The organism is Paraburkholderia phenoliruptrix, from assembly GCF_047325075.1.
Taxonomy (GTDB): Bacteria; Pseudomonadota; Gammaproteobacteria; order Burkholderiales; family Burkholderiaceae; genus Paraburkholderia; species Paraburkholderia phenoliruptrix.
On the sequence record NZ_CP168530.1, the window covers coordinates 448,084 to 462,770 of the forward strand.

Below are 14,687 nucleotides of genomic sequence, written 5' to 3' on the forward strand. Positions count from 1 at the left end.
CCCGCAGGCAGACCGCTGCGATTTCCGGCGAACCCCGTCTGCTGGCCTACACCGGCGCAGTGTAGACGTTTTGAAGGTCGCGCGCGACGCATCCGGCACCTTTAAATCGACCGTTTTCTCGCTGCACCCGAACCCTGCTTTAACGGCACTCGCACCGGCAAACCTGAGCGGATGAGTGGGGAAACCCTCAAGACATCAGGGCTAATGCCGTTATTCCTTGCAACGACGTCAGACCGCGCACGGCGCGGCGTGAGCACAGCAAGGAAAGTCATGCGCAACAACCAGCCTGTCACCGGGCACGAGTACGAATTCCCCTCGTCGCAAATGCTTGTTTCGGCGACCGATCTCACCGGCCGTATCGAGTATTGCAATCCGGCCTTTGTCGCCGTGTCGGGCTATACGCACGAAGAGCTCATCGGCCAGCCGCACAATCTCATCCGCCATCCGGACATGCCGCGCGAAGCCTTCGCCGACATGTGGACCACGATCCGCGATGGGCGTCCGTGGACCGCGCTCGTCAAGAATCGCCGCAAAAATGGCGACCACTACTGGGTTCATGCGAATGTCACGCCGGTGGTCAAGAAAGGCACCGTGGTCGGCTATCTGAGCGTACGCGTGAAGCCCACGCGCGACGCGGTGCGCGCCGCGGAAGCCTTGTACGCCCGCATGCGCGCGGGCGAAGCACGCGGCGTCAGGTTGCTGCGCGGGGTCGTCGTGCGCACGGGGCTGCGTGGGCGTCTGCAAGCGCTGACGCGCCTGCCCGTCGCGACGCGCGCGGCGACCGGCTATGCACTGACGCCGCTCGCGCTCGCCGCGGCCGGCCTGGCGTCATGGCAGGGCGCGCCGCCTGCGCCGTTCTGGATCGCGTTCGCCGTGGCAAGCGCCGTCAGTCTGGTTTCATGGAGCCTGCTTGCGCGGCACGTCGGCGCGCCCGTGCGCGACATGCGCGGCTTCGCTACCCGCCTCGCCGCCGGCGATCTGACGGTCGATCTGCAGATCGCGCGTCACGACGATCTCGGCGACGTCTTGCAGGCACTGAATCAGTTGAAGGCGAATCTGGCTGCGATCGTCTTCGACGTGCGCGAGCAGATCCACGGCATGCTCGACAACGCGCGCGAAATTTCGAGCGGCAACGTGGACCTCGCGCGTCGCACGGAGTTGCAAGCGGCCTCGCTCGAGGAAACCGCCGCCACGATGGAGGAACTGACCACCACCGTGCAAGCGAATGCGGACGCCAGCGTGCGCGCGCTGGATCTCGCGAAAGACGCGCAAGCCGCTGCCGCCGAGGGCGGCAAGATCGCAGGCCAGGTTGAACAGACGATGGCCGGCATCACGGCCGCCTCGCGGCGCATTGCCGACATTACGGGCGTGATCGACGGCATCGCCTTCCAGACCAACATTCTGGCGCTGAATGCTGCCGTCGAAGCCGCACGCGCCGGCGAGGCGGGCCGCTCGTTCGCGGTGGTCGCGAGCGAAGTGAGGATGCTCGCGCAACGTTGCGCGGCGTCGTCGAAGGAAATCAAGACGGTGGTCGAGGCAAGCGCGGCAGAGGTGGCAGCGGGCACCGAACTGGTCGCGCGCACGACGTCGCAAATGCGCGCCATCGACGAAGCGGTCGAACGCGTGTCGTCGATCATCGTGCAAGTCGCGAACGCGAGCAGCGAGCAAGCCGAAGGCATTCGCCAGGTGAACCAGGCGGTTTCGCACCTGGACGGCGCGACCCAGCAGAACGCCGCGCTCGTCGAGCAGGCCGCCGTCACGGCGCAGCGTCTTGCCGCGCAAGCCGACGTGCTGAGCGAGGCCGTGCGTCTTTTCACGGTGGATGACGCCGGCGCTGCGCCTCGTGCTGGCTCGGTGTCTGCGTCGCACACGGCGGCGCAGGCACGCCGCCGCGCTTCAGTCGATGCGGCGCACCACGCGAAGCCGGCAAGTGCGGTGCGGCACGTTCCGCGCGAAGCTCACGATGCCGCACAAGACGAGGCCGCATTGATCTGATAGATCGGCATTACTCCCACCTCGACAGCCAGGTATTGGCGCCGCACGATGCAAGCGTCAGTGCCCAATGGATGTAGGGCAGTCTGACCCAAGTAACAACGGCGTTTAGCGGCCCGTCCACGCGGACGGGCCGTTTTTTTTGCGCGCGGTTTAAGCTGTGCCGACGCGGCGGTTTATGCGCACAAACTCATGCTCATCCATCAGACTCGTCAGCATGCGGAGGCAGACATGATTTCTTCCGACTCGCAAGGCGCCGCGCCGCGCGATTCTTTGTGTTCGCATTTCACCGCGATGGCGCGCAACAACGCCTGGTCGAACCTCCGGCTGTATCGCGCCTGTCTGAGCTTGAGCGACGAGGCGTTCGCTGCGCACAGGGTGAGCTTCTTCCCGTCGTTGCAACTCACGTTAAATCACATCTTGCTGGTGGACCGCTATTACTTCGACGCGCTCGTCGGCGGCGGCCTGGGCCTCACGATTTTCGACGACGAACTCCCTTATCCGCGCGCCGAGCCGCTGTGGGAAGCGCAGGCGGCCAGTGACCACGCGCTGCTCAGCTTCTGCGAATCACTGACACCCGGCGATCTGCAGCGCGAAGTGGCAATCGACCGCGGTCCTTCAGTCGGCGTGCATCGCGAAAGCGTCGGCAAGGTGCTGCCGCATCTGTTCGTGCATCAGATCCACCATCGCGGGCAGGTTCACGCGATGTTGAGCGGCACCACAATCGCGCCGCCGCAACTGGACGAATTTTTTCTGGACGGCGATGCGCCGCTGCGCGCCCCGGAGATGCGGGAATTGCAGCGGATGCGCGAAGCACACCGCGGCGGACCGCTGTAGCAAAATCTCGGCGCGCACGGCATCTTCTCATGGCGGAATGCGTTGCCATGCGCGCTGCATGGGCTCCTCGCGCCAGGCGTTTTTGCCGATCAACAGGCACGCGCTTCGTCGCTGCGCGTAACCGCAGCTCGCGTCACGCGCGTGACAGCCCTGAAGAACGCGTGCACCGCCACGGGGCAGGAAAAATGCAGTCGTCCGCGCGACGAGTCGCGTTAAACTCATTGTCACCAAGGGACGTGGTCGCGGCGTCGGAGAATCGCTCAAACGTCAATATTGCGCGACAGACGGCGCGCCATGCTGCCCGTACAATGATTCGATCAACAACGGAACAAGGACAACTTCGATGCGCACTACCGGGTCTTCCGGGTCAATGGCCCTGCTCACCGAATACGACGACGCAACCGGGCGCGAACTGCGCACGCTGCGCCTCGAGTCGACAGAAGACGGCAAAGGCATCCTTCTGATCGAAGTCGACGAGCGCAAGCCGGGCATACATCGGGAAGTGCGCTACGAAATCACGCCTGCCGAGCTGATTGCGGCGATTCGCGCGCACGGCGCCGAACTGCCGGGCGAGCAGCACAATCACCGTCAATAACTGCACCGTGCGGCGTGTGAGCGCAAACGCGTTGAATTCGGCGGCGAGTCCGGCGGCTCGTCAGGCGCCGTGCTCGCGGCGCGCCGCTTCTTTCCTCTTCGCGCGCCACCTTCTTTAAGCGCGCGAGCTTCAATCGTTTTTCTTTCAGTTCGGGCCGCGCCGGGTTTTGGATTTGCGAGCGGCGCTAGTGCCTGCAACCCCGAATAACCGTTGTGTTTCAAGGGCTTTGCAGGCCTTGAAAATGGTCCATAATCGCTCCATTCTCCTTTGCTTTCCCACTGCGCGCCGTGCCTGAAAAGGCCGCGGATGTAAGTCGATGCTACATGACCTCGTCGAGCAATACGGCCCGGCGCTTATCTTTGCCAACGTGCTCGCCGCCTCCATCGGCCTGCCCGTGCCGGCCATGCCGTCGCTCGTGTTGTTCGGGGCGATGGCCGCCATGCATCCGGGCTCCGTCGGCACGCAGTTGCTGCCGGTGCTCGTGCTGTCGATTTTCGCCACGCTGATCGGCGACAGCGCGTGGTATCTGGCCGGCCGCGTGTACGGCGGCAATACGCTCAAAACCATCTGCCGCCTGTCGCTGTCGCGCGACACGTGCGTGAAGAAGACGGAGCGGTTCTTCGGGCGCTGGGGCGTGCGCGTGCTGGCCGTCGCCAAATTCGTCCCGGGCTTGTCCATTGTGTCGATTCCAATGGCCGGCGCCATGGGCACGCGCTATCGCACGTTTCTCACTTACGACGGCATCGGCGCCGCGTTGTGGTCGGGCACCGGGCTCATCGTCGGCGCATTGTTCGCGCACCAGATCGACATGGTGTTCGCGGCCGCCGGGCGGTTGGGGCGCACGGCCGGTCTCGTCGCCATTGCGCTGTTGCTGCTGTATGCGGCGTACCGGTGGATTCGCCGTCGTCAGTTGATCAACAAGCTCGCGTCCGCGCGCATGGAAGTCGACGAACTGGCCGCGCTGGTCTCGGCCGGCAACACACCCGTGCTGTTCGACATCCGCTCGCACGAGAAACGCAAGCTCGATCCGTTCGTCATTCCCGGCTCGCAATTCGCCGACGAGCGGCAGTTGGACCAGATCGTCGCCACCTATCCGCGCAATCAGAAAGTGGTGATCTATTGTTCCTGTCCCAATGAAATTTCGGCCGCCTGGATGGCCAAGCAGTTGAACGAAGCAGGCTTTGACGACGTGCTGCCCCTGCGCGGCGGCATGGAAGCCTGGCGCGACTCCGGTTGGCCCGTCGAGGCCCTGCCCGGCATGCCGCCGCCCGAGGCCGCGGTCGAGCACGTCGCGCCCAAAGCGGTTTGACGCCGCGGCGTCTGTCTCGCACTGCCGGCCGTGCGCGGTCGCGCCTTCGTTCCGTCAATCAATGAACATCGAAGGAGCGGTTCCATGCTTTCCATTGCAGAACCTGAAGTGCAGCCACAGCCCGAGGCCGTCGTCGCCGACGCGCCGTTTTCCAATCTGTCGACCCGCATGCACCAGATGTTCCCCGCGCTTACGCCGGCGGAGATCGAGCGCGTGCGCAAGTTCGGCGAAGTGGGCAAATGGCAAGCCGGCGAACTGCTGTTCGAGACGGGCCACACGGGTCCGGGCATGTTTGTGCTGCTCGAAGGACGCGTGAAGATCTATCAGCGCGACGGCATCGGACGCGAAGTGTTGATCGGCGAACATGGGCCGGGGCATTTTCTCGCCGAGGTCGGTCAACTGTCGGGGCGCCACGCGCTCGTCAACGGCATGGCGCTCAGCCATGTCGAGGCCTTGCTGATTCCGCCGGAAAAGCTGCGCGCGCTGCTCGTGGCCGAAGCCGAACTGGGCGAGCGCATCATGCGCGCGCTGATTTTGCGGCGCGTCTCGCTGATCGAAAAGGGCGCGGGCGGGCCGATCTTGATCGGCAGCAGTACCGACGCGCGACTCGTCATGCTGCAAGGCTTCCTGTCGCGCAACGGTCATCCGCACTCCACGATCGACGAATGCGACGAGGACGCGTTGCGCCTCGTCGAGCAATTCGGCGCGCAAGACGGGGATATGCCGCTCGTCATCTGCCCGGACGGCTCTGTGCTGCGTCACCCGAGCATGCCGGAACTGGCCACCGCACTGGGCCTGCTGCCCGATCTCAACGACTCCATGGTGTATGACGTCGCGATTGTGGGCGCGGGACCGGCCGGGCTCGCCACGGCCGTGTATGCGGCGTCGGAAGGGCTTTCGGTAATCGTGCTCGACAGCCGCGCGCCGGGCGGCCAGGCCGGCGCGAGCTCGCGGATCGAAAACTATCTCGGCTTCCCCACCGGCATCTCCGGCCAGGCACTGGCCGGGCGCGCGTTCGTGCAGGCGCAGAAATTCGGCGCGCACGTCGCGATTCCCGTCAATGTGAAGGCGCTGCATTGTGGCGAGGCGCCGTACCGTCTCGAACTGAAATGCGGCGGCCATATCACGGCGCGCACCATCGTCATTGCAAGCGGCGCGGTGTACCGGCGCCCCGCGCTCGAAGGGCTCGACCGCTACGACGGACGGGGCGTGTACTACTGGGCGTCGCCTGTGGAAGCGAAGCTGTGCAAGCGCCAGGAAGTCGTGCTGGTGGGCGGCGGCAATTCGGCGGGCCAGGCCATCGTCTATCTGGCGACGCACGCGGCGAAGGTCCACGTGCTGATCCGGCGCAGCGGCTTCGAGGCCACGATGTCGCGCTATCTGATCGACCGGATCCGCTCGCTGCCGAACGTCGTCGTGCACCCGAATTCAGAGATCGGCCGGCTTGTCGCGGACGACAGCGGGCTCGCGGGCGTCGCGCTGAAAAAGCCTTTGCCCGACGGCACCCAGCAGATCGACGCGCGGCATCTGTTCCTCTTCACCGGCGCCGATCCGAATACGGACTGGCTGCGCACCTGCGGCGTCGAGCTCGACGACAAGGGCTTCGTGCTGACGGGCGCGCTGGCGCACGGCGCGTCGGCCTGCGACCTCGCGACCACCGTGAAAGGCGTGTACGCAATCGGCGACGCGCGCGCGGGCTCGACCAAGCGCGTAGCGGCGGCGGTCGGCGAAGGCGCGGCCGTGGTCGCGCAAATCCACCAGTTCCTGGCCGTATCCGCCGACGAAGCGGTGGCCTCCGTCGCCTGACATCAAGCTGGTGCATGGCCCGCTGCCCTCACGCGGCGGCGGGCCGTCGCAATGCCCTGCCGCCGCGCCGTATCCGCCTGAAGTAATCCCCTGTTACACACACCTTCAACTCGTTGCACCTGCCTTTCTTTCTGTCTCGTAAGATGAACGTCAGCTATTCGACAGTGACTGCTCACGGTCGAAAGAGTCATCGCCTTGCTGGGACACAGGAGAAAAGCATGCACAAACGCGCCGTCGCCTTCGTCGCCTTCGCCGCCTTCGGACTTGCCGCCGCCTGCGCATCGACTGCCGCTTTCGCTCGCGTCGACGTTGGCGTGTTCGTCGGCACGCCAGGCCCGGTCTACGCCGCGCCGCCCGTGATGTACGCGCCGCCGCCCGTCGTCTATGCGCCCCAGCCGGTCTACGGTTACGGCTACCGCGACGACTATTATCGGGACCGCCGTTGGCATCACGATCATGGGCGGCATCGCGGGTGGGACAAGCATCACGGGCGTGGCTGGTAGGTTTTTGGCGCGGCACGCGGCCGTTGTATCACCGTCTTTTGGCGATTCGGCGTTCGGCGCTTGCGCGCTTGGGTATCCCCACGCTTCGGTCCTGCCGCGCTTTGTGCTCGGCAACCACCGCTACGCCGCATTCACGCTACAGTGTCGTCTGCTGATTCGGGCAAGCTTCCTCCCCGCCTCATCGCAGTCACTTACTGAACGACGTCCGCGTGAAGACCCTTCCGCTTTCCGCCGCCCGCACCATCCATCTGGCCGCACAAGGGTTGTTGTCGCCGCCGCGCCGCAAAGCCACCAAAGCCGACGTGCTCGACGCCATCCGCCGCATGGCGCAATTGCAGATCGACACGATTCACGTGGTCGCGCGCAGCCCTTATCTCGTGCTCTTCAGCCGGCTCGGCGCCTATTTGCCGCAGTGGCTCGACGAGCATCTCGCCGAGGGCAAGCTGTTCGAATACTGGGCGCACGAAGCCTGCTTCGTGCCGATTGAAGACTACGGTCTGCTGCGCCATCGCATGCTGGATCCGAGCGGCATGGGCTGGAAATACGCAGCCGACTGGCACCACAAGCACCGCAAAGACATCGACAAGCTGCTCGAGCACATTCGCGCGACGGGGCCGGTGCGCTCGGCGGATTTCGCTCGCGAGTCGGGCAAAGGCAACGGCTGGTGGGACTGGAAGCCGGAGAAGCGTCATCTGGAAGTGCTGTTCGCCATCGGGCAACTCATGGTGGCCGAGCGGCGCAATTTTCAGCGCGTCTACGACGTTACCGAACGCGTGCTGCCGCACTGGAACGACGCTCGCGACCTGCCGCCGCCAGAGGTTGTCGAGGGCGAACTGCTGCGCCGCACCTGCCGGGCGCTCGGCGTCGCCCGCGCCGACTGGGTGGCGGACTACTACCGCCTGCCGCGCCGTCCGTATCGCGACGAACTTCACGCGCTGGCCGATCAGGGCGAACTGATTGCCGTGCAGGTGCCCGGCTGGAAACAGGACACGTTCGTGCATCGCGAGTTCGCGCCGCTGCTCGATGACGCCGTGAGCGGCAAGCTCGCGTCGACGGTGACGACAGTGCTCTCGCCGTTCGACCCGGTCGTGTGGGATCGCAAGCGCGCGGCGGCGCTGTTCGACTTCGACTACGCGATCGAATGCTATACGCCGGCCGCGAAGCGCAAATACGGCTACTTCGTGCTGCCGCTGCTGAGCCGTGGACGGCTGGTCGGCCGCGTCGATGCCAAGGCGCACCGCGCGCAGGGCGTGTTCGAATTGAAATCCGTGCACATGGAAGCGGGCGTGCGCGCGAGCGCGCGACTCGCCGGCGATTTGCGGCGCGCGCTGCAACGGTGCGCCGATTGGCATGGCACGCCGCACCTGCAGATCGCGTCGGCGGCGCCGGAATGGCTGGAGGCGCTCAGCGCAGGCGAGAACGTCGAAACCTAGCCGCGCCGGCCGCGCGTGCAATCAATGCAACGCCGACCATGCCAGCGAAAGCGAAAACACGCCGAGCACAACCGACGCGCCGCGCTGCAGTTTCGCCGGATCGAGCCAGCCGAGCCTGCCGCTGCCGAGCGCCGCGCCGAACGCGATCCACGCCAGCGCGATCGGCGCGAGCAGGCACGCGAATATCAGCATGGCCAGCAGATACGACGGCCAATGCGCGAAAGCGTCGGCGGGGAAAATCGTTCCCGCGAACAGCAGCGCTTTCGGATTGAGCAAGGTTGCGACGAACAGGCTGCCCATGCCGCTCGCGTTCTGCGCGGAGTCCGGAAGCGCGACCGCCGCGCGCCACATGTCGACGGCGAGCCACGCAATGTACACGCCCGCCGCCACGCGCAACAACGCCGGCAGCCACGGCAGCGCGTGCGCGGCTTGCACGAGAAAACGTCCCCAGACGGAAATCGCGACGAGATAACCGGCGAGTTCGGCGGCAACGAGCGGCAGCGAGCGCCGCAACCCCTGGCGCAGCCCGGCTGACGCCAGCAACGTATTGGTGGGCCCCGGCGTGATCAGCACGACGACAATGCCGACGGCCAACAGCGCGACAGCGGACGCAGAGAACATGGAAAAGGCGGAAGGTGGGAAACAGTGCGCCCTTTTTATCATAGATGCCGGCACGCGGCGCCTCGCCGCAATGACGAAGCGCAATCGGCAATGGTCATGCGAACGCCGCGAGCGTTGCTCAGTGGTCGAGCTTCGCGCGCAGTTCGCGGGCTGCTTCGAGCAGCCCTTCGTAGCCGGAGCGCGCGTGCTCGGGCAGATCGGGATCGCCGACGAACGTGCCGAGCGTTTCGATGAGGCTATACAGAATGCCCTTTGCAGCACCCGACGCGATGCTGCCGGATGACACCTGCTGATCCACGTGACTGAGCGCCGCGTCGAGATTTTCCAGGTCAGGCCGGTCGCCCGTGGGCGGCTTGGGCGTTACGTCTTGCGTCATGATGATGCCTCTCCCCGTGAAAGCCTGGTGAATGAGCGATCCTTTCGCATTGTTATATACCGATCGCGCGGTGCCGTCTATGCGTGATCCGCGCTCCCGTAAAAGCTCACCTTTCCGTCTTTGATGCGGCTTCTCATGCCTTCATATTCGCGCACTGGCTGCGTCGCCCGAAGATGCGCCGCGTCATATCGAACGCGACGAGATTGCCGGCCACCACCAGCAGCAGGCCGATCACCGCTAATGCTGACCATTGGTAGCCCTCGAACACCGTCGACACCGCCAGCGCCACGATCGGAAAGAGCACCGTGGAATAAGCCGCCCGCTCCGGGCCCATGCGTCCCACCAGCATCAGATACGCGGTAAAGCCGACCACCGAGCCGAATACCGCGAGGTACGCGAGTGCGCCGAGGTAGCGCGCGGAGGACTCGACGCCAAACGGCAAGCCTGCGAGCAGACTGCCCACGGTGAGCACGCTCGCGCCGATCAGCATGGCCCAGCTATTTGTCGCGAACGGATGCAAGCCCATGGATTGCATCCGGCTCGACAGGAGATTGCCCGCCGAAAAACACAGCGTGCCGAGAAACGCGACGCCGAGCCCGAGCCATGCGGCGTGATCGCCGAGGTGCCCGCTCATCTGCTGAACGAACAGACACACAATGCCGACGAGCCCGAGCATCGCGCCCGCAATCGCCGACGGCTGCAAGGGGCGACCCATGAACAGCCGTCCGTTGATCGAATTGAGAAGCGGCGCAGTGGAAAACACCACGGCGACGAGCCCGCTCGGCACCACCTGCTCGGCGTAGTAGAAGCACAGAAAGTTGACGCAGAAGAGCGCGAGGCCTTGAGCGAACAGAAAGCGCCATGCGGCGCGCGGCGGCCACATCGGCCGGCGCATGATGCGCAATAGCGCAAACAGCACCAGCGCGGCGATCCAGAAGCGCCACGCGATGGAAACCGGGGGCGGCACCGCGCCCAGTTGCCATTTGATCGCGATCCACGTGGTGCCCCAGATGAGAACGGTCACGGCATACAGCAACAGATTCATGGTCGATGCCTGCACACGGCGTATATGGGAGCTCCACTATGCGGCAGCGCGGCTCGCCGGACTTGTCCAGGATTGCGCATTTCTGCGCGTGCGCAGCCGCAGCGCATGCGGCGGCGCGCAGCGAGCCGTATACTCACCGCTATCCGCCATAACAACGACATCCGCCCGTTCCGTGAACTCGAGCCCGCCCGCCCCTGTGACCCGCGCCACTGAAACGCCGTTCGGCATTCAGTCGGTGTGTCACACGCTGAGCCGATCGAATGCGCATCTGGACCGCTTCGCGTGGCTCGGGGACGGTCTCGCGATCGCCGTCTGGACGCGCGATACCGAGGTCGCCGAAACCATCTACGAGCGGCCCGGCCACCACACGCTGTCGTGTTATCTGGACCGCGGCTATCGCACGGAGCGCCAGAAAATGCCCGGCCGCTACGGCGCGCCGTCGCGCCTGTGCGCGTTGCCCGGCGATCACGAATCGCGCTGGTGGGTGCGCGGCCACATGCATTTCATGCATCTGTATTTTCTGCCGGAGCACTTCACGCAGCGCGCGGTGCAGGAGCTCGACCGCGAGCCGCGCGAGCTGACGCTCGCCGATCGCACGTATTTCGAGGACGCGCGCATCGCCGGTTTGTGTCAGACCCTTGCGAACGAGCATTGGGACGACGCCGACGGCCTGCTGCGCACCAACGAAACCGCGCACGAAGTGCTGAGCCTGCTGCTGCGCGCCCAAGGCGTCCGACGCACCGGCGCGGCGCTCAAGGGTGGCTTGTCGGTGGCCACGCGGCGGCGGCTGCACGACTACATCGAGAGTCATCTCGCGCAACCGCTCACGCTCGGCGAACTGGCGAACGTGGCTGCGCTGTCGGAATTTCATCTCGCGCGCATGTTCCGCACGTCGTTCGGATTGCCGCCCGCCGCGTGGATTGCGCAGCGGCGGCTCGAGCGCGCGCGGACGCTGCTGCGCACCACCGCGCTGCCGCTCGCGCACATCGCCGAACTATGCGGCTACGCGAACGCCAGCCACTTCAGTCACCGTTTCCGCGAAGGCGTGGGCGTGTCGCCGGGCGCTTACCGGCAGGCAGTGGCGGTCCGATAGGCGCCCGACAGCCGTCGATAGCGAGACGTGGCGCGCGTCATTGCAGCGCCATTGCCAGCACGCGCGCCACGTGCAGCGCCTTCACACCGGCGCCGTCGTGAATCTGATGACGGCAGCTCGTGCCGTCGGCGACCATGATCGCGCCGTCGTCCATCTTGCGCACGGCCGGCAATAGCGACAGCTCGGCCATGGCCTGCGAGGTCGCGTAATGCTCCGCTTCGTAGCCGAAGCTGCCGGCCATTCCACAGCACGACGACTCCACCGTCGACACCGTCAGCTCAGGAATCCACCTCAGCACCGTTTGCACGGGCGTGAAGGCGTCGAACGCCTTCTGATGACAATGACCATGCACGAGCGCCTGTTGCGTGGCCAGCGGTTTCAGCGATAGCTGCAGGCGTCCGGCTTGCTGCTCGCGCACGAGAAACTCTTCGAATAAAAAGGCGTGCTTCGCGAGCTGCGCGGCTTCGTCTCCGAATCCGTAGTGCAGAAACTCGTCGCGCAACGACAGCAGACACGATGGTTCGAGACCCACAACCGGCACGCCGCGCGCGACGAAGGGCTCGAAAAGATCGAGCATGCGCCGCGCTTCGTGCTTCGCTTCATCGACCAAACCGGCCGCGAGAAACGTGCGTCCGCAGCACACCGGCCGCTCGCCTTGCCGCGTGTTGAAGTGCACCGTGTAGCCGGCTGCCTCCAGTACCTTTTGTGCTGCCCGCGCGTTGTCGGGCTCCATGTGATTATTGAAGGTGTCGACGAACAGCAGCACTTCTTTTAGCGCCGCGCCGCGCGTGTTCACCGTCGGCTTCACAGTCGACAGGAACGCCCTCGCGAAGCGCGGCAAGCTGCGTTGCTGAGCGATGCCCACCGAGCGCTTGAGCCATGTCGACAGGAGCGGCACCTTGTCGGCCAGCGCGATCAAACCCGGCACACGGCTCGCCGTGGCCGCATAGCGTGGCATGAAGGCGACGAGCTTGTCGCGCAGCGTCAGTCCATGACGTTTGACGCGTGCGGCGCGCGCCTCGATCTTGAACTTCGCCATATCGACACCCGTCGGGCAGTCGCGCTTGCAGCCCTTGCACGACACGCACAGGTCGAGCGTCTCCTTCACGTCGTCGCTAGCGAGGCCCGCTTCGCCGAGCTGCCCCGAAATCGCCAGACGCAAGGTGTTCGCGCGCCCGCGCGTGACGTGCTGCTCGTCTTTTGTCACGCGATAGCTCGGGCACATGGTGCCGGCGTCGAACTTGCGGCAGTGGCCGTTGTTGTTGCACATCTCCACGGCTTTGGCGAGACCGCCCGACAGATCGTTGCCGCTGCCCGGCGCGCTTTCGCGGCCCGTCAGCGGATCGCGTTGCACATTCCACGCCGACCAGTCGAGCGCCGTTTCCATGCGCTGTTCGCGATAGCCTGGCGGGAAACGGAAGTAGCGCGCGTCGTCCATTTTCGGCGGACGCACCATCTTGTCGGGATTGAAACGGTTATCCGGATCGAACAGCGCCTTGATCTCGCCGAAGGCCTGGTTCAGCTTCGGACCGTATTGCCACGCGACCCATTCGCCGCGGCACAAGCCATCGCCGTGCTCGCCGGAATAGGCGCCTTTGTATTCGCGCACGAGCGCCGCCGCTTCTTCGGCGATCGCGCGCATTTTTATCGCACCGTCGCGACGCATGTCGAGAATCGGCCGCACGTGCAGCGTGCCGACGCTCGCGTGTGCATACCACGTGCCTTCCGTGCCATGCCGCTGAAAAACCTCGGTGAGCCGGCTCGTATAGTCGGCGAGATGCTCGAGCGGCACCGCGCAGTCTTCAATGAAGGACACCGGCTTGCCGTCGCCCTTCATGCTCATCATGATGTTGAGCCCGGCCTTGCGCACTTCCCATAGCGCCTTCTGCGCATTCATGTCCGGCATTTCGACGACGGAGCCGGGCAAGCCGAGATCGGCCATCAATTCGGTCAGTTGTCTAAGGGACTGCAGTTGCGCGTGGCGCGATTCGCCCGCGAACTCCACGAGCAGCACCGCTTGCGGCTCGCCCACCAGCGCCTTGGCGACGACCGGACGGAACGCCGGGTTGCTCATCGCCAGATCGATCATGGTGCGATCGACGAGTTCCACCGCGACCGGCTTCAGCTTGACGATGTGCTGCGTGAGATCCATCGCCTGCCAGAAGGTCGGGAAGTTGACCACGCCGAGGGTCTTGTGCGCGGGCAGCGGCGCGAGCTTCAGCGTCAACTGACGGCTGAACGCGAGCGTGCCCTCCGAGCCGACCAGCAGATGCGCGAGATTGGCGACGCCGTCGTCGGTATAAGCGCGCGGGTTCTGGCAATCGAACACGTCGATGTTGTAGCCGCCCACGCGGCGCAACACTTTCGGCACGCGCGCCACGATCTCGTCGCGCTCGCGTTGTGCAATCTGCCGCACGCCTTCGACGATCTGCTGCAATCGCGCACCTTGTGGCGGGTTTCGCAGCGACGCAAAATGCGCTTCGCTGCCGTCGGCCAGGATCGCGTCGATGGCCACGACGTTGTGCACCATGTTGCCGTATTCGATCGAGCGCGAGCCGCAGGAATTGTTGCCCGCCATGCCGCCGATCGTGCACTGCGCAGCCGTCGACACATCCACGGGAAACCACAGACCGTGCGGCTTGAGCCACGCGTTCAGGTGATCGAGCACGACACCCGGCTCGACGGTGACGGTGCGCGCGTCGGCATTGAAATCGACAATGTTGTTCAGCCACTTGCTCGTGTCGATCACGAGCGCTTCGCCGACGGTCTGTCCACATTGACTCGTGCCCGCGCCGCGCGCGAGCAGCGGCACCTTCTCGCTGCGCGCAATCTCGAGCGCCGCGCGCAGATCGTCCTGATCGCGCGGCACGACCACGCCGACCGGCATGATCTGATAGATGGATGCATCGGTCGAATAACGGCCGCGGCTTGCTGCATCGAACAGCACATCGCCGCGCAGCGCCTTGCGCAGATGCTGCGCGAGCGGCGTCGTCAGCCGCGCCGCCGACGGCACCAGATGAATCGGCTTGACCAGCAAAGCGGAAGTGGGATTCGTCATAACGTCGAGGGTTGTGGCA

General features: G+C 65.2%; 12 protein-coding genes. 8 read left to right on the forward strand and 4 right to left on the reverse strand.

Features of this window, described 5'->3' with window-relative positions; genetic code table 11:
- Window positions 1-270 precede the first annotated feature (270 nt).
- From ACEN8U_RS01945 to ACEN8U_RS01975, 7 genes are all read left to right on the forward strand, one after another.
- On the forward strand, window positions 271-1,995 hold the full coding sequence (locus ACEN8U_RS01945; protein ID WP_310111252.1) for a methyl-accepting chemotaxis protein: 1,725 nt from the start codon (window positions 271-273) through the stop codon (window positions 1,993-1,995).
- A gap of 228 nt (window positions 1,996-2,223) precedes the next feature.
- Window positions 2,224-2,829 (forward strand): DinB family protein, encoded by a 606-nt coding sequence (locus tag ACEN8U_RS01950; protein ID WP_310111250.1) that lies wholly within the window; start codon window positions 2,224-2,226, stop codon window positions 2,827-2,829.
- 343 nt (window positions 2,830-3,172) lie between these two features.
- Window positions 3,173-3,424 (forward strand): hypothetical protein, encoded by a 252-nt coding sequence (locus ACEN8U_RS01955; protein WP_013342140.1) that lies wholly within the window; start codon window positions 3,173-3,175, stop codon window positions 3,422-3,424.
- A 316-nt stretch (window positions 3,425-3,740) separates the two neighbouring features.
- A complete protein-coding gene (locus tag ACEN8U_RS01960) occupies window positions 3,741-4,733 on the forward strand; it encodes a DedA family protein/thiosulfate sulfurtransferase GlpE (protein WP_310111249.1) in 993 nt (330 codons plus the stop codon).
- Window positions 4,734-4,817: 84 nt separating this feature from the next.
- Window positions 4,818-6,539: an FAD-dependent oxidoreductase gene (locus tag ACEN8U_RS01965; protein WP_310111248.1), complete on the forward strand. Its 1,722-nt coding sequence runs from the start codon at window positions 4,818-4,820 to the stop codon at window positions 6,537-6,539.
- Window positions 6,540-6,757: 218 nt separating this feature from the next.
- On the forward strand, window positions 6,758-7,042 hold the full coding sequence (locus ACEN8U_RS01970) for a hypothetical protein (RefSeq protein WP_310111245.1): 285 nt from the start codon (window positions 6,758-6,760) through the stop codon (window positions 7,040-7,042).
- Window positions 7,043-7,251: 209 nt separating this feature from the next.
- Window positions 7,252-8,475, forward strand: a complete 1,224-nt coding sequence (locus tag ACEN8U_RS01975) for a winged helix-turn-helix domain-containing protein (RefSeq protein ID WP_310111242.1) — start codon at window positions 7,252-7,254, stop codon at window positions 8,473-8,475.
- 21 nt (window positions 8,476-8,496) lie between these two features.
- Here ACEN8U_RS01975 and ACEN8U_RS01980 read toward each other — a convergent pair whose 3' ends face one another.
- The 3 genes from ACEN8U_RS01980 to ACEN8U_RS01990 form a co-directional block, all read right to left on the reverse strand.
- A complete protein-coding gene (locus tag ACEN8U_RS01980; protein WP_310111239.1) occupies window positions 8,497-9,096 on the reverse strand; it encodes a LysE family translocator in 600 nt (199 codons plus the stop codon).
- 118 nt (window positions 9,097-9,214) lie between these two features.
- Window positions 9,215-9,472 (reverse strand): hypothetical protein, encoded by a 258-nt coding sequence (locus tag ACEN8U_RS01985; RefSeq protein ID WP_012428738.1) that lies wholly within the window; start codon window positions 9,470-9,472, stop codon window positions 9,215-9,217.
- A gap of 133 nt (window positions 9,473-9,605) precedes the next feature.
- Window positions 9,606-10,517, reverse strand: coding sequence for a DMT family transporter (locus ACEN8U_RS01990; protein WP_310111236.1), 912 nt, complete (start codon window positions 10,515-10,517; stop codon window positions 9,606-9,608).
- Window positions 10,518-10,689: 172 nt separating this feature from the next.
- On the opposite strand from ACEN8U_RS01990, the gene ACEN8U_RS01995 reads away from it, so the two are divergent.
- Complete coding sequence (locus ACEN8U_RS01995) at window positions 10,690-11,610, forward strand: AraC family transcriptional regulator (protein ID WP_310111235.1); 921 nt, start codon at window positions 10,690-10,692, stop codon at window positions 11,608-11,610.
- Window positions 11,611-11,647: 37 nt separating this feature from the next.
- On the opposite strand, the gene ACEN8U_RS02000 is transcribed toward ACEN8U_RS01995, so the two are convergent.
- Window positions 11,648-14,668, reverse strand: a complete 3,021-nt coding sequence (locus ACEN8U_RS02000; RefSeq protein WP_310111233.1) for an FAD-binding and (Fe-S)-binding domain-containing protein — start codon at window positions 14,666-14,668, stop codon at window positions 11,648-11,650.
- Window positions 14,669-14,687: the final 19 nt, after the last annotated feature.

What these genes read in the sequence shown, in the direction of transcription:
- ACEN8U_RS02000 (WP_310111233.1), bottom strand. Translation starts at nt 14,668, where the DNA reads ATGACGAATCCCACTTCCGCTTTGCTGGTCAAGCCGATTCATCTGGTG.
- ACEN8U_RS01980 (WP_310111239.1), bottom strand. Translation starts at nt 9,096, where the DNA reads ATGTTCTCTGCGTCCGCTGTCGCGCTGTTGGCCGTCGGCATTGTCGTC.
- ACEN8U_RS01955 (WP_013342140.1), top strand. Translation starts at nt 3,173, where the DNA reads ATGCGCACTACCGGGTCTTCCGGGTCAATGGCCCTGCTCACCGAATAC.
- ACEN8U_RS01965 (WP_310111248.1), top strand. Translation starts at nt 4,818, where the DNA reads ATGCTTTCCATTGCAGAACCTGAAGTGCAGCCACAGCCCGAGGCCGTC.
- ACEN8U_RS01950 (WP_310111250.1), top strand. Translation starts at nt 2,224, where the DNA reads ATGATTTCTTCCGACTCGCAAGGCGCCGCGCCGCGCGATTCTTTGTGT.
- ACEN8U_RS01960 (WP_310111249.1), top strand. Translation starts at nt 3,741, where the DNA reads ATGCTACATGACCTCGTCGAGCAATACGGCCCGGCGCTTATCTTTGCC.
- ACEN8U_RS01985 (WP_012428738.1), bottom strand. Translation starts at nt 9,472, where the DNA reads ATGACGCAAGACGTAACGCCCAAGCCGCCCACGGGCGACCGGCCTGAC.
- ACEN8U_RS01990 (WP_310111236.1), bottom strand. Translation starts at nt 10,517, where the DNA reads ATGAATCTGTTGCTGTATGCCGTGACCGTTCTCATCTGGGGCACCACG.
- ACEN8U_RS01945 (WP_310111252.1), top strand. Translation starts at nt 271, where the DNA reads ATGCGCAACAACCAGCCTGTCACCGGGCACGAGTACGAATTCCCCTCG.
- ACEN8U_RS01970 (WP_310111245.1), top strand. Translation starts at nt 6,758, where the DNA reads ATGCACAAACGCGCCGTCGCCTTCGTCGCCTTCGCCGCCTTCGGACTT.